This is a genomic window from Chitinophaga sp. CC14, from assembly GCF_048957795.1.
In the GTDB taxonomy this organism is placed as follows: Bacteria; Bacteroidota; Bacteroidia; order Chitinophagales; family Chitinophagaceae; genus Chitinophaga; species Chitinophaga ginsengisegetis.
In genome coordinates this window covers 327,055-351,755 of the sequence record NZ_JARBFY010000006.1, presented here as the reverse complement: position 1 = coordinate 351,755, position 24,701 = coordinate 327,055, and the positions used below count along the sequence as shown (strand labels likewise).

Sequence of the window (24,701 nt, the reverse complement as noted above, 5' to 3'; positions counted from 1 at the left end):
AAAAATTATGAACAAAAACAGAACAGATAAAATAATCGTAACCCTCACCAAATGGTTTGGCATCGCCTTATTTACAGCAATTATCATTTGGGGGGCATTGTACTTTTTTAAAGGGTACCGCTATGAACAAACCAATGATGCCCAGGTAGATGCGTATTTATCACCTGTAAATGCAAAAGTAGGGGGCTATATCAGCAAAATTTATTATAAAGACAATCAGCAGGTTCAGAAGGGAGATACACTTGTGGTTATTGAACTTGACGAATACGGACTGAAAAGAAATGCGGCATCAGCAGAGTTAATGAGTTCGCATGCCAAATTACCTGTTTTGGCTGCTAACGAAGAAACGCAAATCAAAAGCATCGAAGTAATAAAAGCACAGCTCTCAGGGGCAAAAGCGAAACTGAATCAGCAGCAAAGAGAATTTGACCGTTATAAAAATCTATTGGCTGATGAATCTACCACGCAACAAAAATACGAGAATGTCAGTATGTCTTTGGCTATCACGCAATCTGATTATGATCAGGTAAAAGCTTCCCTGCAGGTCGCCGAATCCAGGCTAAATGATCTTAGAGCACAGCGTAATGCGATATCGGCAGAAATAAAAATCAAGGAAGCGCTTCTCGAACGACAGGAACTAGACATTAAATATACCGTAATCACTGCGCCTTTTAACGGACAGATTGGTAAAAAGACCATCCAGGAAGGGCAGTTGATACAGCCAGGGCAAACCCTGGCGTTTTTGGTGAACCAAACCGAAAACAAATGGGTGATGGCGAACTTCAAGGAAACGCAGATTGGTAATTTCAAGATAGGGCAACCAGTATCCATAGAAATAGATGCCTTTTCAAATGAAAAATTCAGCGGAGTCATTGAATCCCTTTCTCCAACCACAGGTTCCCGCTATTCGTTGCTTCCGCCAGATAACGCCACAGGTAACTTTGTTAAAATTATCCAACGTATTCCCGTCCGGATCAAGCTGACCGATACGCCTGAAAAATTAGCCAGGATCTCGGCAGGAATGAATGCCAATGTTTATGTTTTAAAAGATTAATCATGCAAGCACATAAAATTCCGGTTTTCAAAGGATGGGTGTCCGAATGGATGGCAAGATCTGTGATATTTGCCATCCTGATGACTTGCCTCTTTAGTTTCGGCTTTTACAGCAGTCCCGTTGCGATAATGGGCTATTATGGCGTACAGCCTACCGATGTTCAATATGGCATGATAGTTATCTATGGCTCAACCGTAGCTTTTTTGGCATTGGACTTTCGCATTGTAAAGTATTTTGCGCCAAGGAAATATCTGATAATGGCACTCGCCATGAATGCAATATGTTCTGTCATCTGTTTTCATTCCAGAAATTGGACACTATTTGTCATTTGCCAGTTTGTACAGGGTATTACCTGTGCATTGATGTCGGGCATCGTCCTGCAACTCACTTTTCCACGGTTACAGTCTACACGTGCCCGCGTGATTGCCTATAGTCTCCTTTATGGAAGTATACAAATCTCCGTTCCGTTTTACTCCATCTATTCCAGTGTAGTACTTCATTTTTATGACTTCAATTGCCTGTTTTATGGTTTCAATATAATGCTCATTGTCCTGACATTTGTTGTGTTACTGACGATGAACAGCAAAGCAAGATTTACAAAGAAAATACCGCTTTATCAGGTGGATTGGGTGGGGTACCTGTTTTATGTATCTTTTATTTTGATATTAGGATACCTCCTGATATACGGACGGCAATTGGGCTGGTTGGATAGTCCGTTAATCGTTCTTCTGAGCCTTGGCAATGTAATCATCCTTATGCTGTTTGTTATTAGGGAATCGAAGCTTAAACGGCCATTGATCAACTTACAGATTTTCAAGGTTAAGAATTTTGTCATCGGGCTGCTACTGCTTTTTTCGTTTTACATCTTTAAAGGAAGCACCGGACTTGCTTATGGTTATCTTGAAGTTATTTTAGGCATTGATCCCCTCAGTACTATTCCGATATGGATCGCAGTAATTGTTGGGACAATACTGAGTATGTTTGTTACCTCCCGGTTTGTTTTGATGGGTTTTAACCTGATAAGGATTATCATAGCAGGTTTTGGTTTTATGGCTTTGTATTATGCCTATATGATACTTTTTGTTTCTGTACAGGGAGAAACAATTAGCTTCATACTGCCTATGTTTATCTATGGCGTTGCAACGGGAGTTTTATTTGTTCCCATTGTTTCATTTACCAGCTCCGCAGCACCGCCAAAGATTGCCTTAAATGCGTCACTTGTGGGAATATTTGCCAGGTTCACTGGTTTTACAGCCAGTCTGGCTCTTAATAACGAAATTCAATTGTTCTCCAAATCCGCAGTTAGGGAGAAGGTGCGGGAAACATTAACCGAAACTAGCCCACAATTGTCTGTTACCTTACTGGATATTCAAAACACATATACAAATGCAGGCAGCGATATTTATACCGCAAAAGGAGTTTCAGGAGCGTATTTTAATAAACTGGCAGGACAACAAATATTAGCCCGTGCTACACGGGATTATTACGATTTTATGCTTGTGGGTTTGGTCGTCATCATCGCTATTCTTCTTTTTTCACCACAGGTTCAGAAGGTTGTTTTAAGGTTAAGAAAAGGAATTATTCCTTATTAGATAAAGCATAATTTATTAACGGGTATTAGCTGATATTTTAAAGCCAAGGTGAAGAAAGGGAGCACCGGAAGATTGCAAGGCCCGCGATAGTCGCGGGCTTTGTTGTTTGGGTTTATTTTTTTTTCTGTCAAAATGTGGATTCGCATTGAAGCCCATAAAAATGCTTAATCCTCGTTACCAGGGTATTTCTCCTGTTTCAGGATTATTTTCCTCACTGAAAAATTTTCCTGTTGGTCCATCATTGTCAATCAGGGCATATTTTACTATCCGTTTTCCGGCATCTTTAACAGTTCCGGGGCCACGATGACCATTGAAATCTGTTTTTGTAAATCCCGGGCAAACGGCATTTACTTTGAAGTTGGTATTTTTTAATTCGTATGCCAAAACAACAGTGTACATATTCAAGGCTGATTTGGAAGAAAGGTATACAGCGCCTTTGTAGTCGTAATATTTATATGTTGGGTCGCTGTGCAGGGTGATTGAACCCTGACTTGAGCTTACATTTACAATACGGGGTTCTGACGACTCTTTTAATAAATCAATAAATGCCTGTGTAACTCGTACCACGCCGTAAACATTCGCATCATAAGTTGCTTTAAACTGGTCAATAGTTGAGTCAAGTGCTGTTTGTGGGTAACCACCATAAATACCCGCATTATTTATAAGTATGTCCAACACTTTTGTTTTTTTACCTATTTCTTTACGGGCTTTAATTACTGATTCGTCATCTGTAATGTCAAGCTGAATAACTTCTACATTGTTTAATCCCTTCGCTTTTAATGTAGCAACGGCTTCAACGCCATTTTCTAAATTACGGCTGCCGAGGTAAACATAAATTCCTTTTTGAGCAAGCTGCTGCGCAACTTCGAGGCCAATGCTTTTGTTAGCTCCTGTTACTAATGCAAATTTCATTTTTTGTGTGAATTTTATGAAGCAAAAGTAGAGAGCTGAAAAATAGGGGAAATGGACAATTCCATTTATTTCCCCGACAAATCTTGTCTGGGCAAAAAATCACTGGCGCTTTTTCCTGTACTTTTTTTGAAGAGCCTTGAAAAATAGTCAGGGTCATTAAAGCCCAGTTCATAGGCCAATTCTTTGATGGAAATATTTGAATAACGCAATTTTCTCTGCGCTTCCGCCATCAAACGGTTAATAAAGTAGTCTTTTGGCGATGTTCCGGAATGTTCTTTTACAATCCGGTATAAACTGTTTGTAGATAAAGCTAATTTTTCTGCAATTGTGTTGATAGAAGGTTGCTCTGTAAGGTACGTTTCGACGACTAATTTGAACTCGATAAACTTTGAAAGGTTAGTGTTTAAGATATTGAGGGGTGCTTTGTTTTTGAAATAAGCGCTGTTTAATTCTGATAGCAATGAGTTCAGATAAGCCAATATTATTTCAGTGTCGGTCTCATATTTATCTATGTGAAGTATCTGATTTAGAATTCCAAAAACCTTTATTACTCTTTCTTTTGCAGCACCGTCTAGAACTATGGTTGGTGCGTTTAAAGGATTGACCAAAAAGGGGAATTGTTGTGGCAGCAATGCTAATGTACTTTCATCAAACAGCAGCTTGAAATATTTAAGATCGTCTGTTTTAGCGGGTGGCGTAAAAATTTGATTGGGCATTGCAAAAAGCAAGTGTCCGTCAGTAAGCGTAAAGTCTTGTAAATCTAAATTGTATGTAATTGAACCACTTTCAATTAATACAATAAAATAAGAAGATAACCTGCGAGGTTGCAGCAATTTTTTTTGACTATCAACTGAAAGATACGGATTGTCGTTTGAGCGAATCTTTACTCCCAGTTCATCATTCTGTAAGCCCTCATCTTTCCCTTTTTGTTTTTTCATGTTTCCTGGTTAAATGTGAAGGTATAAAAAAGTTGTATGATACCAGAGTTCATTTGTATAATCTGAGTAAATTTCTTACGTCAAAGTATTATAAATCAGGCTTCTCCGTACCATCAGAAATTTTTATCCCGGCTTTCTCAAATTCCCGGATTAATCTTTTATCGAAACCTGCGATGTATGATGCAAATAACAAAGAATCTTTTGCTTCAGGGATTGTTTTAAAAGGAACATCCGGTTCTTTAAACCTATATAAGGTGGCTTTAGTACTATCGTTGCCTTCAAGAAGTACTGAGTCACCGTAGTCTGTAATCTTGGCCGCGTAATTATTTGTAAGGTATTTTAAGGAATCATTTTCTATTTTGTAAGGAAGCCCCAACCGGCCAACTTTCTGATTATAAAAAACTATGTATAGTGAATCAATATCAAATTCGCTATATCCATTTGCTATTGAAAATCTATGCCATTTTCCGATTAGAAATTTTTTATTTCCTTCAATGCTTTTAAGATCCGGTGAATCGCAGGCAGAAAGAGCAAAAATGAAAAATGCAAGAAAATAAGATATTGATCTCATCATAACTAATTGTTTAATAATCCGCACTAAATACTGCCTTGCTTTCTGCAAGGCAGTATTTAGTGCGGGGGGTAATTTAAATCAGTGTTTATTGCGCCCAAATAGTACAGTTAATATTGCCATTAGTATTAGTGCCCCAGGTCTCTGACACCATAATAGCCGGAATATTTAACTGGCCAAGAGTATAGCCTAAACTACTCCACTTGTTATAGTGGTTGGCAAAAGTAATGACGCGATTTTGTCCGGTAGTAACTTTTGTAACTCTGGAGCTGTAAATCTGTCTGAAGCCATCACCACCATCGATATTTTTACCTGTCACCCAACGGGTCCATACGTTATAACCTGCACCATCGCTTTCAAATGTCCCTAAATAAGTGCCGGTATGAGGTGATACTGCACCCCATGTTTCGTTCACATAATACTCATAATAAGGGTTTCTGGTCCATCCGTACCAGCCGAAAGTACCACCACCGGAATTTGAATAAGTACCTAGATTATACCCTATTTTGTAGGATGTGGAACCTACAGAATAACCTTTGCCACACGTAAAATTGCCATTAAATCCGTTCCAGTTAACGCTGTAATTTCCGCCAGGGCCATTTGCGTAATTAACTGTACCGGTCGCCCCATCACTTTTCCAAAGTGACCAAAAGAAGCCGTTATGTGTACCCGATTGGTAGAATTGGGCCGCGACTTCAGCATTGGAAAGACGCTCAATACCAACTACCCCGGGCTGGGTTTTTGCCTCTTTTTTACAGCTTGTTAAAATTGTAGCGCCTGCAAGTACAACGAATGCAGCAGCTCCAAAAGCAACCTTCCTGGTTACTCTTGTTAGTGGGTTTTGCTTTTTCATATCGTGGTTTAATTTGGTTAAAGAAGCAAAAAAAGCATGTTTAAAAATGGAACAATGCTAATAATCACCAAATTTGTTACACAAATGTTCATACCCTGTTTATTGTTAACTTCTCAAAAATGTCACAACTGCTCTGTAGCAGCAGTCGGTATAAACCGCTCTTTACGGTTGCCAGAGATCGGTTTCTTCGGTTGGATCAGTTTCTGCGATAATACCACAGTGGTACCGCTCTGCATTATTTACCGGCTTTCTGAAGCCCTTGCCAGTTTAGCTTTTACATCTTGCAGGCCGGGATTTAATGCAAGCGCCTTTTTATAGCAAATAACTGCCCTTGAACGATCACCTTTTTTCAGGTATGCATCGCCCAACTGGCTAAAGGCAGTTGCTGATGCGGGGTAGTTTTGGGTATTCATTTCCAGTAAACTTATTGCATTATCCAGCGCTCCATACTGGGTTATTAAATACATTGCCAGGTTGTTCATATTTGCTTCCGGCGGTGTAACGGAATATCCATACCGTTGAGACAGTTGCTGATAATGTTGCTTTACAACAGTGGCATTCAATAATTCCGGATCTGTCTGTGGCAGATCCCATTGCCTGAAAATAAACCGCAAAGCGTCATAATAGGCTTTTATGGGCTCCGTCATATGTGAGTCTTCGGGATAGTAAGCATACTTATGATCTAAGCCCGCTATCTTTCTTTGGGTTATTATAGAGTCGAATTTTAACAGGTTGGTATGGAAGGACGGTTCTGACATTCCTTCGTCCGCATCACTGTAAAAGATCATTTTATTTACAACCCGGTCATTTTTTAGCTTTTCATCAGCGAGACTAAGTAAATATCCCTTATCCCACCAAAAGGATGGGCTTATGGCTATGTAAGCACCAAACATATCCGGCTGCGTTAACAGGCAATTGATCGTGGTGATACCGCCGAATGAATGTCCTGCAAAAATTTTAAAAGGTTGTGTTTTGTAGTGCGCGTCAACATAAGGTATCAGCTCAGTACCAATGAACTGTAAGAAATTATTACCACCACCGCTAGATTTAAGCCTGGAGTTTGAACTGGTGTCTGGCTTTCCGTCATAGTCAATAATACTGTGGGTTGGGGTGAGGTCCCTTGTCCGGTTTGTATTAGGAATGCCCACTATAATCATTTCGGGCATAACATTTACATCCCGGCGGCTAAGGTACCGGCAATATTCTGCCATCAGGCTAAAATGGTTGTCGCCGTCAAGAACGTATAGTACGGGGTAGCGCTTACCGGGTAGTAGGGTATCTATAGGCGGCGTATAAATATAAATTTTCCGGTCTTCATCCAATACTTTAGATGAGAGTCTGATGATATCTGCCGATACGGGTTTAAATGCCGGGTCGGTTTGGGCAATTAAACATTTGGGGGTTAGTAGTATAAAGAAAATATATAGAGCGTTATTTCTAAAATGATGCATCATTGCTATGGGTTGAGTAAGTCAAATAATTTACAGCGGGTAGGACTAACCACAGATTTTATCCTATGGCAGATAATAATCAGGCTGAAGGAAGCACTCCCTGCTGAAATGCAACAATTGCATCAGTAGCACGCAAATGGCCTCCTGCGCTATGTATGGTGTCCTTTATATCGCGCGCAGCATGCCTGATCGATTCGCTTTGGAATACTGTTGCCACAGTCTCACGAAGTGCTTCGGCAGTAAAATCTGTACGGTCAAGAATAAGGCCCAGATGCAGATCCCGTACACGTTCTGCCGTTGTTACCTGTTCTTTTATAGATGGCAGAACAACCATAGGTACACCATAATACAGGCTTTCCATTGTGCTGTTCAAGCCGCCATGAGTAACAAAAACATCCACATGAGGGAGTAGGGCGGTTTGGGGTACAGAGCGCTTTACAAAAAAATTATCAGGAATGGGTTCCAGTGTATGTAAGTCGATCTGATCTCCAACCGACATTACTACGCTCCAATCAGGTGCTGAAAAAGCAGAGAAACATTTGCGGTAAAAATCCGGTTCATTATTTCGTAATGTGCCCAGTGAAATATAGATCCTGATTGCTGGTGACTTGCTGCTTTGGGATACCGGCCACGGGATTGATGGTGGCGCTGTAAAGGAGGGCCCTACAAACAGAAAACGCTCATCGAATTGGGCTGCATCAACCTGGAATGTTTTTGGTAGAAATACCAACGTTAGCCCGGGGACTTCTGAAAATATCTCCTGAAGGGTGAGAGCAGGGAGCTGGTAGGATGTTGTAACCATTGCAAGCGCTTCACTGGCAGCATGTGCAAGTAATTTGAAATCCGGGTCAGTAAAATTTTCAATAATCTTTTGTTGTAGCCTGGGACTATGAAAGGGGCGGAAGCCGATCGCGGGTAGTCGCAATATCCGTGCTGCGAGCCTGGCCGAAAGCAGCATAGTATTAAATATAATACAGTCAGGGTTTATACTTTTCAACCTGGCTACAATTTCCGGCACTATACGGGGCGATTCACGCGCCATTAAAAACGGTAAAAGCGCAATCTCTTTGTCCCCCGGTGGCGTTGTATTCCGACTTCGTGAAGTTCCCGGTAATATGACCGGGATGCCACCAGCTTTTTGTATGGCGCCGGCGAAGGATTCGCCGATAAAATAATAAACCTTATGGCCACGTTTGCTTAGCTCGGCAACGATGGGGAGCGTTGGGTTCACATGACCATATGCTGAAACATTGAAAAAAACGTAAGTGGGCATATTTCTTATATTCCTATGTGGGCATGATATCTTTCACAAAGATAAAAATCTTTTAAGATCAAACTCCAAAAGGTTTAGTACCATAGGGATCACGCCTTACTAATTACTTGATCGTATAATCCTTTACGTCTACTTCCGATAACCTGAAATATCCATAGGCAAAGTTTTCGAAATGGGTCTGGTTAACGATATTTCCTCTCACCGAACCCGGTGTTGTTTGAAACGGGCCGCTACCAGATCCGGATGCCGCTAACAACTTTCTGAAATAATCATAATATCTCCTGGATATCCCATACAGCCGGATGTTTACCGGATCTCCTGCTTTCAGATCTTCGTCAGAAAAATATTCCTGCATTAGTTTGCCTTGGCTGTTCTCATCATCTTGTGCTTTATAATCCGGAAACTTTGATACAGGTGATAGAATACGGTGCAGATAGTAGTTTTCCTCACTGCCATTATCCTGGTAGTAGTAGGTGATTTCCACTTCATCACCTCCAAATCCGCCCTCATCATTCTGTTCAATATTATTTTCAATATCCGGTACGCCTATACAAGTTTCGGTTGCGGTATAAGTTTCCTCATTTAAAACTACTTTTAATGTATAAGTTTCCCCGATAACAGGATGGAAATTGGAACAGATATATTCTCCTGTACCGGGATTTTCTGTAAAACTAAAAACAGTATTTGCTGAATTTGTTACAACTATATCCGCTCCTGAAACAGTTGGGAATGTCGGACTGTAATATCCCGTTGTGGTGGAGAGTATGATTTTCTGCTCATTGCCCGTCGTACCCTTTATCCAGTCAATCGATGCGTCAATTACCAATTTTGGTTCTGCTGTTTCTAAATCTACTTCCACTACTTTTGTGCAGGACAGAAGAAAAAAACAGCATGAAACAACCAGGTATTTAAGTATATTCTTCATTTTTATATTATTAGAATTAAAATTTGAAATTGTAAGTCACGCCCGGAATGATACCGAAAATAGATATCCTCTTTGCTTCGCTCAACCCAGTTTCCCTGTTTTGCTCGAACATAATAGATGCGGCGTTGCCTCTGTTATAAACATTGTAAATACTGAATACCCATTCACCTTTCCATCTTTTTTTGCTGTCAGGTTTTGGTGTGTAGGTTGCCGATAAATCCAGATGATGATAAGCCGGGAGGGAATTAGCGTTTCGCACTCCGTAATTCCCAATCGTAATACCCTGGTACTGGTATTTGCCGATGGGAAAGGTGGCCGCTTTTCCTGTTTGGTAGGTAAAAATGCCGCCAAAACTCCATTTTTTTGTCCGTTGATAAGCGGCTGTAAGTGAAAAATTATGCGTTTTATCGTAATTGGCACGATACCATTCGCCGTTGTTAATGCCAGGTTCTTCTGCATTTCTTCCCGGTGTGCGCTGCTCTGCCCTGGAAAGTGTGTAAGAAAGCCAGCCTGTCAGTTTCCCGGTATTTTTCTTCAGCATCACTTCAAGACCATAAGCCCTTCCCTCGCCGTTTAGCAATACCTGTTCTATGGCTTTCTGGGCAATCAATTCCGCACCGTCAATGTAATCTGCTTTGTTTTTAATTTTCTTGTAAAAAGCTTCTGTTTCCAGGGAATATTTTCCATTGCTGAAATTTCTGAAATAGCCCAATGCCACCTGGTCAAGAATTTCGGGTTTCAGATACTGGTCGCTCGGCGCCCATATATCGAGTGGGGAGACGGAAGCTGTGTTGGAAATTAAATGGATGTACTGGCTCATCCTGTTATAACTCGCCTTAATGGATTGGTCGTCATTTATGCTATAAGAAACTGCCAGACGGGGTTCTAAATTTCCAAAACCAGTAATCTTTTTGTTTTTACCGTAGTATGTTACACCCGTGGGCGTTCCTTCCTCATAAATTTGTAACGTGGGATTGAAAACCACTGCCTGATTATTGGCATAATTATTTACATTCTGTTCCCCCAATCGCAGGAAATTGCTATATCGCAGGCCATAATTCACGGATATTTTATCCGTGAGTTTTTGCTCGGCACTGATATACAATGCATTTTCCCAGGCGTATTTTTTTTCAAGCTGGTCAGCATTAATAGGCGATTTTTCATCCATAGGTTTTATGGTGCCGGGATTGAACTGGTAGTAGATAGAATTGAGACCATAATTCAAAACCAGCTTATCAGACACACGATGGTTAAAATTGTACTTCAGATTATAGTTGCGGATGTCCGATACCCAATCAATGCCAACATATTTTATCTTCAGGCCATAATCGTACTTACTGTAAATGATTGACGCATTGGAAAAAAGTTTCTCGGAAAAGATATGATTCCAACGAAGATTAAAGAATGAGTTTCCATAAGTGTTACTGAAAAAATTGCTGAAATCCATTTTATCCTTGCCGAAATATCCTGAAAGGAAAATCCTGTTATTGTCATTGATGTTATAATTCAGTTTGGCATTCAAATCGTAAAAAGAAACAGAATTGGGGTTGTCAGCCAGCTTCATAAACAACTGGGCATAAGAAGTACGACCAGCAACTACGAACGAGCTTTTACCTTTTGCAATAGGGCCTTCTGCCAGTAATCTGCTCGAAATAGCCCCAATTCCCCCCGTTACGTGATATTCCTGGTTGTTCCCTTCTTTTTGATAAATATCCAGAACAGAGGAGGTGCGCCCACCGAAATTAGCAGGTATTCCACCTTTATACAATTTCAAATCTTTAATCACATCAGCGTTAAAAACGGAGAAGAAGCCGAACAGGTGGGAAGTATTGTAAACAACGGCTTCATCCAACAATATCAGGTTACCGTCAACCGAACCACCCCTGACGTTAAAGCCTGTTGCTCCTTCCTGTGAAGTGGAAACTCCCGGAAGTTGCAGAATCGCTTTTAAAACATCAACCTCGCCCATAACTGCCGGCATCTTTTTGATGGTGGCGATAGAAAGCTTATTCACACTCATTTCCGGGTTCCGGATGTTGGTTGCCGGACTATTGTATTTTATCACTACCTCATCTAAGGTTCTGCTTTTTTCCAGCATCGAAAAATTCTTCTTGGTGTTTCCTGTCAGCGTGATGTGTTCCTCGATATTCTCAAATCCTATACAGCTGATAACGATTGTATATTCCCCTTTGGGCAGGGTGACAGAATAAAAGCCATACGAATTGGTAATTGCCGAAACTTTTGCTTCAGGAATGAAAATGCTTGCGCCGATTACTGTTTCGGTGTTTGTTTTCATGGTGACTGTTCCACTCAATGTCACTTTCTGTTGTGAATAGGCCCCGAATGAAACGGTTATAAGCAGCAGTATATAAATAATCTGGTATCTCATCTTTTAAAAATCGATTTAACAGTTGTAAATTCGACACAAAACTATTCCTTTGGATAACTGCCTTTTTTTAATTATACCAAATGCGGTATCTTTTATAGCAAAGTATGCCGGGGTACTACAAAATGTATTTCTTGTCTTATGCGTTTTTATAATGTGTCTTGTTTTCGTATAAAAAGCAAACACTTTCGTATAAAAAGCAGATCAGACCAGCGCTTTAATTGTTAAATTTGTTCTATACAATTTTATAAATGAATGATTTTAGCCATCAGCAGCTTATTAGCGAAAACGTGCTTTTTCGTTTCCTGATTTCACCCGACCGCAGAATATTCCGGCATTTGCTGCTCATTGTTTTTATAGGTGCTGTGTTGTACAACAGCACTCCCGTAATTGACAACCCGATAGTGATATTTGTATATTTTATTGCATTATTCTATGTAAATATGTACGTGCTGGTGCCAAAGCTTTTGTTCAGGAATAAGAATATTAAATACTGCCTGTCTGTGATCGGTATCCTTGTTGTAGTGGCTGTTTGTGGTTATTTTTTTAATCCTTTTAATAAAGAAAATGGGCTGAATATCCCGCTTTTTTCCTTCCTTACCGTGCTGCTGTTAGCGGCTTCATCTTCCATAAAACTGTTTCAGAAGGGAATGATGGACAAGCAATTGATCTACGAGCTGAAACAGTCGAAAACTTATGCAGAACTGGAACAGTTGAAAAATCAAATCAACCCGCATTTTTTGTTTAATATGTTAAACAATGCCAATGTTCTAACGAAGAAAGATCCCGAAAAAGCCTCGGAAGTTTTAGTAAAGTTGAGCGATTTACTGCGCTATCAGCTTTATGACAGTGCAAGAGACAAGGTGTTGTTGACCTCGGATATTCATTTCCTGGAAGATTTTTTAAATTTGGAGAAAGTAAGGCGGGATAGTTTTGATTTCCTGATTTCAAAAGAAGGAGATTTGAGCGGTGTGCAAATTCCTCCCTTGCTGTTCATTTCGTTTGTGGAAAATGCAGTGAAGCACAATAATGATGCAACAAAATCGTCTTATGTGAACCTGTATTTTGATGTTAGAAACGATGAACTTTTCTTTAAATGTATCAACTCCAAACCTATGGTTAAATCTGTTAGTAATACAGGCGGATTGGGGCTGGCAAATGTTAAACGAAGACTGGAGCTTTTGTTCCCGGCAACACATAGTTTAAATATCGAAGAAGACTCAGAAAGGTATTACGTAACTTTAACCATAAAGCTATGACCTGCATAGTAATAAAAGAAGGGAATTAAAATATAGCAGGCGATTATTTTGTTATATAGTAAAGCGTATAAAGTTATGAACTGTATTATTATTGACGATGAACCATTGGCGAGAGAAGCCATAGAGATGTTGATTAACAAAACTGACGATTTAGATTTAATCGGTTCATTCAACAGCCCTGAAACCGCCACCAATTTTATAGAAAACAATACAGTTGAGTTGATCTTTCTTGACATACAAATGCCGGGAATTAACGGAATTGAATTTGCCCGGACCATTCCGAAAGAAACATTTGTGATTTTTACAACCGCCTATTCCGAATTTGCTACCGACAGCTACGAGGTAGATGCGATTGACTACCTGATAAAACCCGTAAAATTAGAACGTTTTCAAAAGGCTGTTGAAAAAGCCCGTACATACTCCAAATTATTAAAGGCGGACTATACCAATAACAATATTGAACAGGTAGCAGATGATTTTTTCTTTGTGAAAGCAGACCGGAGAATTTTTAAAGTCTATTTCAATAACATACTTTTTATTCAGGGCTTAAAAGATTATGTGGTAATGCACAGCGAAAATCAGAAAGTAATGACGGCGATGAATATCAAAACCATCTACGATCAATTACCCAAAGATATGTTTGTGAGAGTAAGCAAATCCTATGTCATCAATGTTAAGCATATCGATTCTGTAGATAATAACACCGTGTACATAGGTACAAACGAAATACCTATCGGAAGTATTTACAGGGATTTCTTTTTCAATGAGTTTGTAACCAAAAAGATTGCGAACAGGTAGGTTCACAACGTCCCATTGTTAGTGCCCATTATCTTCTTTTGTATAAAAACCAGCCGGTTTGGTATAAAATGAATTTTAGCTGTTCCCCTATAGGCTATTTTAGCAGCATTTTATCAGAAGTCCTTTTACAGACGAAGGAATAAGTTAGAATGTATGACTAAAAGTTTTCTAATGCTGATCATCTGTTGCATATACATCAAAGCGGAGGCCCAGGAGGAATGGACATTGAAGCATTGTATAGAGTATGGTCTGCAAAATAACCGGAATGCCAGAATTTACGCTAATCAGAAAATAGCTGCCGATGCTAAAGCCAGGGAGGTTCTTGCAGATTATCTTCCAAAGGTGAGTCTTACTTCAATGTTGGACAACAATCTCAAATTGCAGCAAAATGTTATTCCAGCCGGAGTGCTGGGCCCAAATGAAATAAAGGTGTCTTTTACACAAAAATTTAATTCCAATGCCCTTGCACAACTCGACCAGGTATTATACGATCAGTCATTGCTGACGGGCCTTAAAGCAAATAAACTCAATAGGGAACTGGCGGATCTCAACATTCAACAGAGTCAGGAATCAATTATCTACAATATTAGCGCCGCCTATTTTCAATTGCTGGTGTACCGGCAACAAATTCTGCTGTTACAGTTTAACAGTAAAACCTATGAACAACAGATGGATATATACCGTTTGCAGGTGGCCAAAGGTGTTGTATTACAGAAGGACCTGGATAAGGTGTCCGTGGATTTCAATAACACAATGTCGCAGATCAGGGTAGCTGAGAGTAATTTTCAATTAGCGGAAAATCAATTGAAATTCGAGATGGGGTATCCCATTGACGATAAACTTCCCGTTAACCTGATTGCTGCGATAGCGCCGCTGGCTGGCCCGGAGGATTCGCTGGCCAGTTTTTCTCCTGCCGCCCGGATTGACTATAAGGTATCATCCGCTAATATCAGATTATTAGAGATAGAACAGGCCCGCATTAAAGCTGAGGGCCTGCCCAAATTGACGGGATATGCGCGTTACGGCGCCGTTGGATTCGGCAACAAACTGGGAGGCGCCTATGATGAATTACTGCCATACTCGGCGGTCGGCTTAAAACTCACGATTCCGATATTGGACTTCTATAAACGTAATGCCAGGCATAAGCAGGCCGTGATAAGCCGGATCAATGCAGAGGAGAGTTTGAAGCTTTCGGAAAGTAAGTTCACCGTTGAATTTGAAAATGCCCGGACGAAAGTTACCCAGGCCCGGACCAATATGGAAAATGATAAACGAAATGTGGACCTGGCCGAATCAGTATTTAAGGTAACGAATCTTCAATTTCAGAAGGGTACCACTGATTTGAATGACTGGTTAATCACCCGGAATTCCCTCCAGTCGGCGCAAAATAATTATCTGAACGCTATGTATAGTTACTACCAGGCCCGGGTTGATCTTGAAAAAGCCGCGGGTACATTGAAAACATTTTTAAATTCTCTTTAACTGCGATGAAAAAAAGAATCGTATTGATACTGGTGATCATTGTAATGTTAATTGTTATTGTGTTCATGTTGGCATATAATAAAAACAAAATTGCAGCGAAAAATTTACCAGCTAAAACCGGAGATATCCGTATACCTGTTACTATTTACACTGTGAAGTCAGAGATCATGCTGGCGCGCCTGGTGAAAACCGGTACACTGGCGCCTTTAAGAGAGTCCAGGGTGTTCTCTGCTTCCGGTGGCCAATTACAGAGAGTGATGTTCAGTTTGGGTGATCATGTAAAGAAGGGACAGCTGCTCGCTGTTGTTGATAGTAGATTGCTTGCGCTTGACTTGCAAAAGGCCGAGACGAATGCGGCGAAGTTGGAACGGGATAATAATAATTACAAGGAACTGCTGGAAGGAAACGCTGCTACCCCTGAGAAGGTGGCGGGCATACAACAAAACTATAATGACGCAATGAACCTTGTTCAGCAGATACGGAAACAGATCGCCGATGCAAGCATTAAAGCGCCGGATGATGGTGTTATTGCTTCCAGGCCGGTTGAACAGGGTACATTCATTGGGCCCGGAACAGAAGTGGCTTCAATAGTGAATATGTCTTCACTGAAAGTACAGGTAAACCTGACGGAGGACGAAGTTTACAAAGTAGCTAAAGGCCAGAAAATTGCTATCACCACAGATGTTTATCCGGGAAGGATTATTCCCGGGGTAGTAACTTTCATTAGTCCACGGGCTAATCAGGCATTCAACTACCAGGTTGAAATTACGGCGCCTAATGATAACTCCATGCCGCTGCGTGCAGGTACATTTGTTAATGCCGATTTCTCAAAGAAAACTGAACGGAAAGTATTACTTGTTTCGCGGGAAGCCCTGATTGAAAGCACTACCGATGCAGCCGTTTATGTGGTGATAAATGGCAAGGCTATCCTGCGGAAAATCAGTGTAGGTATAAATTATGGAGATGAACTGGAGGTATTGGGTGGTTTGGAAGAAGGGGATAAGGTGGTTATTTCTGGTCAGGTTAACCTGAAGGACAGTGCTTTAATTAATGTTATTAAGTAAAGAATAATAGGTATGTCAATTACTGAAATCGCCATAAAACGGCCACTGTTGCTTATTGTAATCTTTACAGTACTGATCCTGTTTGGTATTCAGTCGTACCTGAGTTTAAATTACAATCTCCTGCCCAAAATTGAGGTGCCTACGGTTTCTATCAGCACAATCTATCCAGGGGCTGCAGCGGCTGAAGTTCAAATCAATGTTACAAAAAAACTGGAGGATGCGGTTTCCTCGGTGGAGGGGTTGGATCAGATTAGTTCAACTTCTCAGGAAAATCTTTCAGTAATTACCATTTCTTTCAAGTCGGGAACCGATGTAGATAAGGCAGAACGTGATGTTCAGCGAAAAGCTGATCAAATTATCGGTGAGTTACCACTTGATGCTAAAAAGCCAAGGATAAGTAAAGTCAACCTGGATGAAACGCCGGTTATTAAAGCCGGCGTTACGGGAAATTTGCCTCCCCGGAAAATTTTTGACCTGGTCGATAACCAGTTGCGCCCGGTATTACAGAACGTTCCCGGAGTAGGACAGGTTAACATTATTGGAGGAGAAAAACGGGAGATTCAGGTAAATATAAGGCAGGACAGGCTTTTGGCTTATGGGCTTTCCATTGGGCAGGTGACAAGCGCTATCAGTAATGCGAACCTTTCATTTCCTGCCGGGAGCATTGAAACAACAAACAGGGAGCTTTCCATCCGCTACGATGCAAATGTGGATTCGGTCGGGGAGCTTCGTAAGCTGATCATTTTGCAACACCCCACTCAGGGCGCCATAAAATTAGGCGATATTGCTGATGTGTCAGATGGGGCGGCAAAGCCTGCAGCCATCAACCACATAGATGGGATTCCATCAATTGGTATTCAAATCATTAAGCAGAGTGACGCCAATGCGGTAGCAGTAAGCGACGGGGTAAAGAAGTGTTTTAATGAGTTAGAGAAACAATACCTGGGGCAGAAACTGCGGTTTAATGTTTCCTCGGATCAGAGTATATATACATTGCATGCAGCTGATGCAGTTATGTTCGATCTGTTTCTGGCTGTAATAATTGTAGGTATTGTAATGCTGGCTTTTCTCCATAGTGTGAGAAGTGCATCATTTGTACTGATCGCTCTTCCATCTTCTATCATTCCTACATTTATCGCCATGTACCTGCTGGGATTCTCCCTGAATCTAATGACGTTAATGGCAATGTCGTTGGTAGTGGGAATCCTTGTAGACGATTCAATTGTGGTGCTGGAGAATATTTATCGCCATATGGAGATGGGGGCTGATCGCCGGAAGGCAGCATTGGAAGGGCGAAATGAGATTGGTTTTACAGCCTTATCTATCACATTGGTGGATGTGGTGGTGTTTCTGCCGCTGGCATTAGCAGGCGGGATGATTGGAGCAATTTTACGGGAGTTTTCTCTCGCCGTTGTTTTCTCAACACTGATGAGTCTCTTCGTATCATTTACCATCACACCTTTGCTGGCAAGCAGGTTTGGTAAACTGGAGGAGCTGTCTGCAAAAAGTATTTGGGGAAGGATTAATTTGAAGTTCGAGTACTTTATCGAAATGATAAAAGAAGAATATGGTAGATTATTAAGGGTAGTGTTAAGAAGAAAGAGATGGTTACTGATGCTTGTAATGTGCCTGATATTTGGATCCATTGCATTGATCCCGATGGGGTTTATTGGAGCTGCGTTTATACCGAAGGCGGACCAAAGCGATTTGATCCTGAATATGGAATTGGAGCCAACAGCAAGTATTTATAAAACTAATATGAAGGTGCAGCAGGCGGAGAAGATTATCCGGGAACAACCAGAGGTAAAAAAAATCTTCTCCAGTATAGGGTTTGTGAGCGGAAGCGTGGCCGGGGCATCATCCAATGCCAACCTGGCTGAACTGACGATTAGCCTGGTAGATAAGAGCCAGAGAAATAAAAGTGCTGAGGAACTCGGAATGTATCTGCAGCAAAAATTAAGTAGCATCATAGAGGGCGTGAAGTTTACAGTAGCCTCCACTTCAATAACCGGAAATGTAAGTAACGCGCCGATACAGATAGCCATTAAAGGTGTTGATCTGAGAGACATCCGGCAGGTTGCCGATGAGTATATGAAGGTTGTGGCAGATGTTCCCGGGACGCAGTTTGTAAAGCTGTCCGTAAAGAACAGGAAACCTGAGGTGGACATCCGGCTCAATAGGGAGAAAATGAGTCTCCTCGGACTCAATGCGGGCGCTGTTGGTGCGGCGCTACAGAATGCATTCAGCGGAGATGATAAGAATCAGTTCAAACAAAATGGGAACGAGTATGATATCAGGATAGGGCTGGATCAGTTTAGCAAATCGGATGTCAGCAATATAAGGAACCTGCCGGTAGTAAACGCTGATGGTCAAACAATACTGCTGCGGCAATTCGCGGATGTTGAAGAAACACTGGGGGAAACCACTCTTCAGCGTATGGATCGACTCGGATCAATTACAGTGCAGGCAAACGTTTCCGGGCGGCCAACGGGTACTGTAAGCGCTGAAATCAAAGCTAAGGCAAAATCTATAAAGGTGCCGGAAGGGGTTAGTGTTCAGTATCTGGGAGATTCCAGGAATCAGGCAGATGCCTTTGGAAGCCTTGCCCTGGCACTTATCACCGCAATCGTACTGGTGTATCTTATCATGGTGGCGCTTTATGAAAACGCGGTGTATCCGTTTGTGGTGTTGTTTTCGATACCGGTGGCACTGGTTGGCGCATTACTGGCGCTGGCGCTTACGATGGAAACATTAAACATCTTCACGATTATCGGAATGATTATGCTGTTAGGGTTGGTCGCTAAAAATGCTATTCTCCTTGTCGACTTTACAAATAAACTCAGAGAGGAAGGATTTGAAACGGTGGAAGCATTGATAGAAGCAGGCAGGGAAAGGCTTCGCCCGATTCTAATGACAACGCTTGCGATGATTTTTGGCATGTTACCCATCGCAATGGCAAAAGGCGCCGCAGCTGAGATTAAAAACGGAATGGCCTGGGTAATCATTGGAGGGCTGACAAGTTCTATGATACTCACGCTCTTTGTGGTGCCGGCTATGTACCTGATTGTGGATAGTATACTAGTCCGTTTTTCCCGTCACCGTAAGAAACCCGCTATCGGGTACTTTTCATAAGCAGCAACAAGGCTGCTCATTCCGGGCAGCCTTAATTTTTGCGGCGGGTGGAAGAGGAGCGGATAGAACCGGTTGATATCTTTCTGAACACTTATGGGGTGCAACAACACATAAGGTGTAAACAGATGTAGGTTTGCTAAAAGGGCCCCGATATTTATCGGGGCCTAATTCTATCTGGTGTGTTACCGTTTTTGGTTTGATTTTCTTAATTTTGTAAGATGATCAACAAAACTGAAACCACGGTTGCCCGGTCTTATACGTCGGATTTGAAGCTGAAAGGATTTAAGGTCCACGAAATTTCAGGTATCTCAAATCCCTCACAACCCCACGGCAGGCGTGACTTTTATAAGATAGTGCTGGTCACCGGTGATATGATCATTTACCACGGTGACGAAACGATCGAAATGAATGACACGTTTTTATTTTTCGCCAACCCCAATATACCTCATGCGGTAGTGGACCGTTCCACGGAAAAGAAAGGGTATGCCTGTTTGTTTACGGAAGCATTTTTCTCCGGCAGGGAGCGAACGGAGATCTTACAGAACTCCCCGTTATTTCGCTTTGGCGTGTCACCGGTAGTTCGTCTTAACAGGGAACAGGCGGCGTTTTTAACCGGCTTGTATCAAAAGATGCTGTCGGTACACAGGAGTGATTATCATTACAAAGACGAATTGCTCCGGGGCTGTATAGAGCTGATCCTTCACGAAGCGTTAAGCATTCAGCCATTACAAAATGAGCTGAGGCAAAAAAATGCTGCTACGCGGATCACCTATTTATTTATGGAATTACTGGAAAGGCAATTCCCGGTTGATAGCACCGGAGATCCGTTGAAGTTAAGAACGGCCCAGGACTTCGCCGCAACCCTGTCCGTCCACGTAAATTATCTCAACCGTTCGGTAAGCGCTGTTACCGGTAAACCCACCTCTGTACACATAGCGGAACGTATTGCCTCAGAAGCAAAAGCGCTGTTGCGACATACCGATTGGAGTGTTGCAGACATCGCCTACAGCCTGGGTTTTGAATATCCCACCTATTTTAATAACTACTTTAAACGCGTTACCGGAACTACTCCCCGGTCATTCAGGAAGAGTAAGGTTTGAAAGTCATACTTTTTGGTTTGATTCTCTTTAACAGGAAGGCCCATGTAAGCCGGAACTTTGTATTAATAAAACAGGATGAGGAAGTCATAAAAACTACACTCACTTTTAACTATTAATTACAAAGGATTATGAAAAAAGTATTGATTACCGGAGCCAATAAAAGCATTGGGTTTGAAACCACGCGGCAGCTGCTGCAAAAGGGATATTACGTTTACTTAGGTAGCCGTAACCTGGCCAATGGCCTTGAAGCTGTAGAAAAACTCAAAGCAGAAGGGTTGAATGAAGTGGAGGCCATACAAATAGATGTAAGCAACCAGGCATCAGTAGATGCTGCCCGTGCTGAAATAGGGAAAAAAACCGGTGTACTGGATGTGCTTATTAATAACGCGGGCATTAGCGGCGGCCTTCCGCAAACGGCGACCGGAACAGATATTGCCGTTTTCCAAAAGGTGTTTGAAACCAATTTGTATGGCGTGGTAAGAGTTACCCGGGCATTTATTGATTTGCTGCAAAGCGCTCCGCAGCCACGTATCGTGAACGTAAGTTCAAGTATGGCATCGCTCACGTTGAATAGCGACCCTTCCTGGCCGTTTTATCATCATAAAGGCGCTGCTTACCTTCCGTCGAAAACGGCACTTAACATGTATACGGTGACCCTGGCTTATGAACTCCGTGACACGCCGGTTAAAGTAAATGCCATTGATCCTGGCTTTATTGCTACCGATTTCAATAACCACCGCGGAACCGGCAGCGTGGAAGAAGCCGGGGCACGTTTGGTTAAATACGCTACTATCGGCGATGATGGCCCCACAGGGAGGTTTTTTAGTGAGGAGAATAACCCTGCTACCGGAGAGATACCCTGGTAGTGGCAGGCGCCTGGTGGCGCAGAAGGGACCCCTATGAATGACAAAACCTGCGATCATCGCGGGTTTTGTTATTGGTAGTTACTACTTCCTGTATACTTCTCCCATACCTCTTGGATACTTCTCGGATACTTAGGACTCGTCTATGTGTCGTATTCCCCATACAGTTCCTATACTCTCCCCATACTGTTCCCATACACTCCCCATACACTCCCCATACACTCACCATACACTTCCCATACACTTCCCATACACTTCCCATACACTCCCCATACACTATGAAAACTTTACACCGGCAAAATGCGGCAAAAGCGGCGGGTTTATTTTTTCGCATCTTCAGCAGTGATTAATTTCGTATTGTATTTCGAAATACAATGGATCTGGCCAGGAGGAAAGCTTAACTGGCATAGCAAAGGAGGGATGGTGCGGAGTGGGGAAGTGGCAGGCCGGGTAAGTTAACTACCCAAACCCTGTAAAAAAGCATTCAGGTCATCTTCTTTGTCCAGTCCCAGCTTCTGTTTGATCCTGTAACGGCTCATTCTTACGCTTTTGGCTTCAATATTCATCAGCTGGGCAATTTGGCGGGTGTCCATTTTAAGATACAGGTAGGCGCAAAGCTTCAGGTCAAGCAGGGTGAGCTTTTTCTGTGCTTTGTCGTTGATCAGGTGAAAGAAATCGGGGTGTATCTGTTGGATCTGGACTTTTGCATGCTCAAAGTCGTTATCGATCACCATTTCTTCCTTCAGGATTTTCTGCATGTTTACGGAGTCGCCTTCCGTTAGTTTGTCTTTGATATGCAGCAGCGTCTGGTGCTTATGTTCGAGGTGCAGCACATTGGCCATTACCTCTTTTTTGAGTTGCTGTTGCTGGGTTTCCAGGAGCTGCTGCTCGGCTCTGAGCCTTGCGTGTTCTTCTTTTTCCAGCTTTACCTGCATTTCAGACTCGTGTTTTTCCAGTTGCAGCTGCTTTTCCCGCTGCAGGGAGTAACGTAACCTGAAGTGATAGGAGCGGAACATGAATATCAGTCCAAGCAGGGAGGCAAGCGCTATGCAGGCATATAAATAATTCTGCATGGTGCGGCTTTTCTCCCGCTCTTTCAGGATCTGCATTTCGTTGTTTTTCTTTTCCGTTTCGTATTGTATTTCCAGCTTTTGGGTATTGAGCGCCTGTTGCTGATTAAAATTTTTGTTGTTATATAGAGTGGCCTCTTTTTGAAACTCCAGCGCTTTCCGGTAGTCCCCTTTTTGTTCATAAAGATTAGACAGTGCCTGCACCACATTGATTATAGTATAGTAAGAATGACCGTTAGCCGTTTTCATCACCTGGTAGGCTTCCAGCAGATAATTTTCTGCCTGTGCCTCGTTGCCTTCCCGCCGGGCATATTCGCTGAGGATGCCTAAGCTGCTGGCAACCACCTCTTCGCTGTTGGGGGCATCTTTTAACACCGACCGGGCAATACTGGCATAGTGAACAGCTTGCGCTTTGGCCGCTGCATCCTCAGCAGGGAAGTATTTCAGATAGCAGTTGGCAATATTTATACAGGCAATGGCATAGGTGTTAGCGGCAACCCTGCCGGGGTACTGCCGGTAAATCGCCTCCGGTTTACCCAGGTAGTACAGCACACTATCCAGCTCCTGCCGGTTTTTGGTAGCATTGAATTTATATTCATGGGCTACCGACAGGGCCGTATAACAATTGCTCAGCAGGTTGTAATCATTTGTTTTGAGCGCATTGTTTGTGGCTTCCCGGGCGTAGATCCCTACCTTTTCTTCATTGTTCCAGCCCGAATTAACAACGTAAAGCTGGTAATATATTTTGGCGGCAATATAGGGGTCAGGGGTTTTCTCCAGTTGCCGGAGGCCCAGCTGGCAATACTTTACCACATCGTCCGACTTATCCAGCGTTTTATATAACAGCGCACGGGTATAATAAGCATATGCCATTGCCACGGGGTCGTTGGCCTGTTGCGCGCTGGTGAATACGGAATCAACAGTTTGTTTCAGATCGGCATATTGCTGCGTATTGAATTTGATGTTTGCCAGCATTGCATAAGCTTTAGTGGCCTCCCGGTAATTTTGATGCCGGAGGGAGAGGGCCACACTTTGCCTGGCTATGGTCATGGCAAGGGAATAGTTTTTACTGGCCCGGTATATTTCAGCCAGCTGATTAAGTAAAGGCGGTTTCTCCTTTTCATTGAAGGCGGGGTTAGCGGTTACTGATTGTAAACTATCCGACAGCGGCATTTGTGCAAATGCAAAACATGACCACCCGCATATACAGATCAACAGACAAACAAAGGGTAGATATGGTAATGATTTCATGCGGTTAAATTACTATAAATCACTAATAGTCAGTATGAAAAGATCTTTAAAGTTATAAATATTTATATTTGTAAGATAATAGTAGTAAGATGTTTGAAAATGTTGTAGTCATATTGTAGACGCTCTTTTTCCCCTGGGTAGTCGTTTTGTAGGCTACCTGAATGCCTGGTTAAGAAACATTCACTGCACATTTGCACAGGCAATATCGCCAACGAAAAAACCTTGAACCCATGAACAGCAAAACATTATCTATTTTGTCATATGTAACCCTGATCGGTTGGCTGATTGCTTACTTCTCCGGGAAAGAGAAATCAGACAGCCTGCTCAGGTACCACCTGAGGCAGTCGTTAGGGCTTGCCATTGTGAGTATCCTGCTCAATATTACCCTGACTATAATAGCGCACGTGGTGCCCTCTTTATCTTTCCTCGGCCTGATCGGGTATGTGATCCTTATATTCTGGATACTGGGAATTATCAATGCGGCGAACCAGGCAGAAAAACCTGTTCCGGTGTTTGGTAAAGTATTCGAGAACAAATTTTCATTTATCAATTAGCCAGGATCCGGAGATCTGTTATTTATTATATAGCCATATCAGGAATTACCGCATGCAGCCGCTTCAATATTTTACCCGCGAAGGGAATGTATATACAAAGAAATCCCAGACAGCATTCTTTTGTTTGTTGGCCCTTTTATTATCTGGTCTGATCGTATTTATCCTATACAATA

At 42.1% G+C, this 24,701-nt stretch carries 19 protein-coding genes; 10 read left to right on the top strand and 9 right to left on the bottom strand.

Features of this window, described 5'->3' with window-relative positions:
- Positions 1–7: 7 nt before the first annotated feature.
- Both PV783_RS31885 and PV783_RS31880 read left to right on the top strand, forming a co-directional pair.
- Positions 8–1,054: an HlyD family secretion protein gene (locus PV783_RS31885; protein WP_420990835.1), complete on the top strand. Its 1,047-nt coding sequence runs from the start codon at positions 8–10 to the stop codon at positions 1,052–1,054.
- Positions 1,055–1,056: 2 nt separating this feature from the next.
- Positions 1,057–2,646, top strand: a complete 1,590-nt coding sequence (locus tag PV783_RS31880; RefSeq protein ID WP_420990834.1) for an MFS transporter — start codon at positions 1,057–1,059, stop codon at positions 2,644–2,646.
- A gap of 174 nt (positions 2,647–2,820) precedes the next feature.
- Here the strand turns inward: PV783_RS31880 and PV783_RS31875 are convergent, their stop codons facing one another.
- The 8 genes from PV783_RS31875 to PV783_RS31840 all read right to left on the bottom strand — a co-directional run bounded on the left by PV783_RS31875 (position 2,821) and on the right by PV783_RS31840 (position 11,958).
- Positions 2,821–3,558 carry an SDR family oxidoreductase gene (locus tag PV783_RS31875; RefSeq protein ID WP_420990833.1) on the bottom strand — a complete coding sequence of 246 codons (738 nt, stop codon included), beginning with the start codon at positions 3,556–3,558 and terminating at the stop codon, positions 2,821–2,823.
- Positions 3,559–3,623: 65 nt separating this feature from the next.
- Entirely contained in the window at positions 3,624–4,496 is an 873-nt protein-coding gene (locus PV783_RS31870; protein ID WP_079472081.1) for a helix-turn-helix domain-containing protein, read from the bottom strand.
- Positions 4,497–4,584: 88 nt separating this feature from the next.
- Entirely contained in the window at positions 4,585–5,070 is a 486-nt protein-coding gene (locus PV783_RS31865) for a hypothetical protein (RefSeq protein WP_420990832.1), read from the bottom strand.
- Positions 5,071–5,155: 85 nt separating this feature from the next.
- Complete coding sequence (locus PV783_RS31860) at positions 5,156–5,920, bottom strand: glycoside hydrolase family 11 protein (protein ID WP_420990831.1); 765 nt, start codon at positions 5,918–5,920, stop codon at positions 5,156–5,158.
- A 239-nt stretch (positions 5,921–6,159) separates the two neighbouring features.
- Positions 6,160–7,374: an alpha/beta hydrolase-fold protein gene (locus tag PV783_RS31855; RefSeq protein ID WP_420990830.1), complete on the bottom strand. Its 1,215-nt coding sequence runs from the start codon at positions 7,372–7,374 to the stop codon at positions 6,160–6,162.
- 76 nt (positions 7,375–7,450) lie between these two features.
- Positions 7,451–8,644 (bottom strand): macrolide family glycosyltransferase, encoded by a 1,194-nt coding sequence (locus PV783_RS31850; protein WP_420990829.1) that lies wholly within the window; start codon positions 8,642–8,644, stop codon positions 7,451–7,453.
- Between the two features lie 103 nt (positions 8,645–8,747).
- Positions 8,748–9,569, bottom strand: a complete 822-nt coding sequence (locus tag PV783_RS31845; RefSeq protein WP_420990828.1) for a DUF4249 domain-containing protein — start codon at positions 9,567–9,569, stop codon at positions 8,748–8,750.
- A gap of 16 nt (positions 9,570–9,585) precedes the next feature.
- Positions 9,586–11,958 (bottom strand): TonB-dependent receptor, encoded by a 2,373-nt coding sequence (locus PV783_RS31840; protein WP_336388433.1) that lies wholly within the window; start codon positions 11,956–11,958, stop codon positions 9,586–9,588.
- Positions 11,959–12,458: 500 nt separating this feature from the next.
- On the opposite strand from PV783_RS31840, the gene PV783_RS31835 reads away from it, so the two are divergent.
- The 7 genes from PV783_RS31835 to PV783_RS31805 all read left to right on the top strand — a co-directional run bounded on the left by PV783_RS31835 (position 12,459) and on the right by PV783_RS31805 (position 21,656).
- Positions 12,459–13,214 carry a sensor histidine kinase gene (locus PV783_RS31835; RefSeq protein WP_420990827.1) on the top strand — a complete coding sequence of 252 codons (756 nt, stop codon included), beginning with the start codon at positions 12,459–12,461 and terminating at the stop codon, positions 13,212–13,214.
- 75 nt (positions 13,215–13,289) lie between these two features.
- Positions 13,290–14,012 (top strand): LytR/AlgR family response regulator transcription factor, encoded by a 723-nt coding sequence (locus tag PV783_RS31830; RefSeq protein ID WP_336388434.1) that lies wholly within the window; start codon positions 13,290–13,292, stop codon positions 14,010–14,012.
- Between the two features lie 153 nt (positions 14,013–14,165).
- Entirely contained in the window at positions 14,166–15,494 is a 1,329-nt protein-coding gene (locus PV783_RS31825) for a TolC family protein (RefSeq protein WP_420990826.1), read from the top strand.
- Positions 15,495–15,499: 5 nt separating this feature from the next.
- Positions 15,500–16,558, top strand: coding sequence for an efflux RND transporter periplasmic adaptor subunit (locus tag PV783_RS31820; protein ID WP_420990825.1), 1,059 nt, complete (start codon positions 15,500–15,502; stop codon positions 16,556–16,558).
- A 12-nt stretch (positions 16,559–16,570) separates the two neighbouring features.
- Positions 16,571–19,690 carry an efflux RND transporter permease subunit gene (locus PV783_RS31815; RefSeq protein WP_420990824.1) on the top strand — a complete coding sequence of 1,040 codons (3,120 nt, stop codon included), beginning with the start codon at positions 16,571–16,573 and terminating at the stop codon, positions 19,688–19,690.
- 218 nt (positions 19,691–19,908) lie between these two features.
- A complete protein-coding gene (locus PV783_RS31810) occupies positions 19,909–20,790 on the top strand; it encodes a helix-turn-helix domain-containing protein (protein ID WP_420990823.1) in 882 nt (293 codons plus the stop codon).
- 128 nt (positions 20,791–20,918) lie between these two features.
- Complete coding sequence (locus PV783_RS31805) at positions 20,919–21,656, top strand: SDR family oxidoreductase (protein ID WP_420990822.1); 738 nt, start codon at positions 20,919–20,921, stop codon at positions 21,654–21,656.
- 452 nt (positions 21,657–22,108) lie between these two features.
- Here the strand turns inward: PV783_RS31805 and PV783_RS31800 are convergent, their stop codons facing one another.
- Positions 22,109–23,974: a transcriptional regulator gene (locus PV783_RS31800; RefSeq protein ID WP_420990821.1), complete on the bottom strand. Its 1,866-nt coding sequence runs from the start codon at positions 23,972–23,974 to the stop codon at positions 22,109–22,111.
- 230 nt (positions 23,975–24,204) lie between these two features.
- Between PV783_RS31800 and PV783_RS31795 the strand changes: the two genes are divergently transcribed.
- Complete coding sequence (locus tag PV783_RS31795; protein WP_079472067.1) at positions 24,205–24,528, top strand: import component protein; 324 nt, start codon at positions 24,205–24,207, stop codon at positions 24,526–24,528.
- Positions 24,529–24,701: the final 173 nt, after the last annotated feature.

What these genes read in the sequence shown, in the direction of transcription:
- PV783_RS31885 (WP_420990835.1), top strand. Translation starts at nt 8, where the DNA reads ATGAACAAAAACAGAACAGATAAAATAATCGTAACCCTCACCAAATGG.
- PV783_RS31880 (WP_420990834.1), top strand. Translation starts at nt 1,057, where the DNA reads ATGCAAGCACATAAAATTCCGGTTTTCAAAGGATGGGTGTCCGAATGG.
- PV783_RS31875 (WP_420990833.1), bottom strand. Translation starts at nt 3,558, where the DNA reads ATGAAATTTGCATTAGTAACAGGAGCTAACAAAAGCATTGGCCTCGAA.
- PV783_RS31870 (WP_079472081.1), bottom strand. Translation starts at nt 4,496, where the DNA reads ATGAAAAAACAAAAAGGGAAAGATGAGGGCTTACAGAATGATGAACTG.
- PV783_RS31865 (WP_420990832.1), bottom strand. Translation starts at nt 5,070, where the DNA reads ATGATGAGATCAATATCTTATTTTCTTGCATTTTTCATTTTTGCTCTT.
- PV783_RS31860 (WP_420990831.1), bottom strand. Translation starts at nt 5,920, where the DNA reads ATGAAAAAGCAAAACCCACTAACAAGAGTAACCAGGAAGGTTGCTTTT.
- PV783_RS31855 (WP_420990830.1), bottom strand. Translation starts at nt 7,374, where the DNA reads ATGATGCATCATTTTAGAAATAACGCTCTATATATTTTCTTTATACTA.
- PV783_RS31850 (WP_420990829.1), bottom strand. Translation starts at nt 8,644, where the DNA reads ATGCCCACTTACGTTTTTTTCAATGTTTCAGCATATGGTCATGTGAAC.
- PV783_RS31845 (WP_420990828.1), bottom strand. Translation starts at nt 9,569, where the DNA reads ATGAAGAATATACTTAAATACCTGGTTGTTTCATGCTGTTTTTTTCTT.
- PV783_RS31840 (WP_336388433.1), bottom strand. Translation starts at nt 11,958, where the DNA reads ATGAGATACCAGATTATTTATATACTGCTGCTTATAACCGTTTCATTC.
- PV783_RS31830 (WP_336388434.1), top strand. Translation starts at nt 13,290, where the DNA reads ATGAACTGTATTATTATTGACGATGAACCATTGGCGAGAGAAGCCATA.
- PV783_RS31825 (WP_420990826.1), top strand. Translation starts at nt 14,166, where the DNA reads ATGACTAAAAGTTTTCTAATGCTGATCATCTGTTGCATATACATCAAA.
- PV783_RS31820 (WP_420990825.1), top strand. Translation starts at nt 15,500, where the DNA reads ATGAAAAAAAGAATCGTATTGATACTGGTGATCATTGTAATGTTAATT.
- PV783_RS31815 (WP_420990824.1), top strand. Translation starts at nt 16,571, where the DNA reads ATGTCAATTACTGAAATCGCCATAAAACGGCCACTGTTGCTTATTGTA.
- PV783_RS31810 (WP_420990823.1), top strand. Translation starts at nt 19,909, where the DNA reads ATGATCAACAAAACTGAAACCACGGTTGCCCGGTCTTATACGTCGGAT.
- PV783_RS31805 (WP_420990822.1), top strand. Translation starts at nt 20,919, where the DNA reads ATGAAAAAAGTATTGATTACCGGAGCCAATAAAAGCATTGGGTTTGAA.
- PV783_RS31800 (WP_420990821.1), bottom strand. Translation starts at nt 23,974, where the DNA reads ATGAAATCATTACCATATCTACCCTTTGTTTGTCTGTTGATCTGTATA.
- PV783_RS31795 (WP_079472067.1), top strand. Translation starts at nt 24,205, where the DNA reads ATGAACAGCAAAACATTATCTATTTTGTCATATGTAACCCTGATCGGT.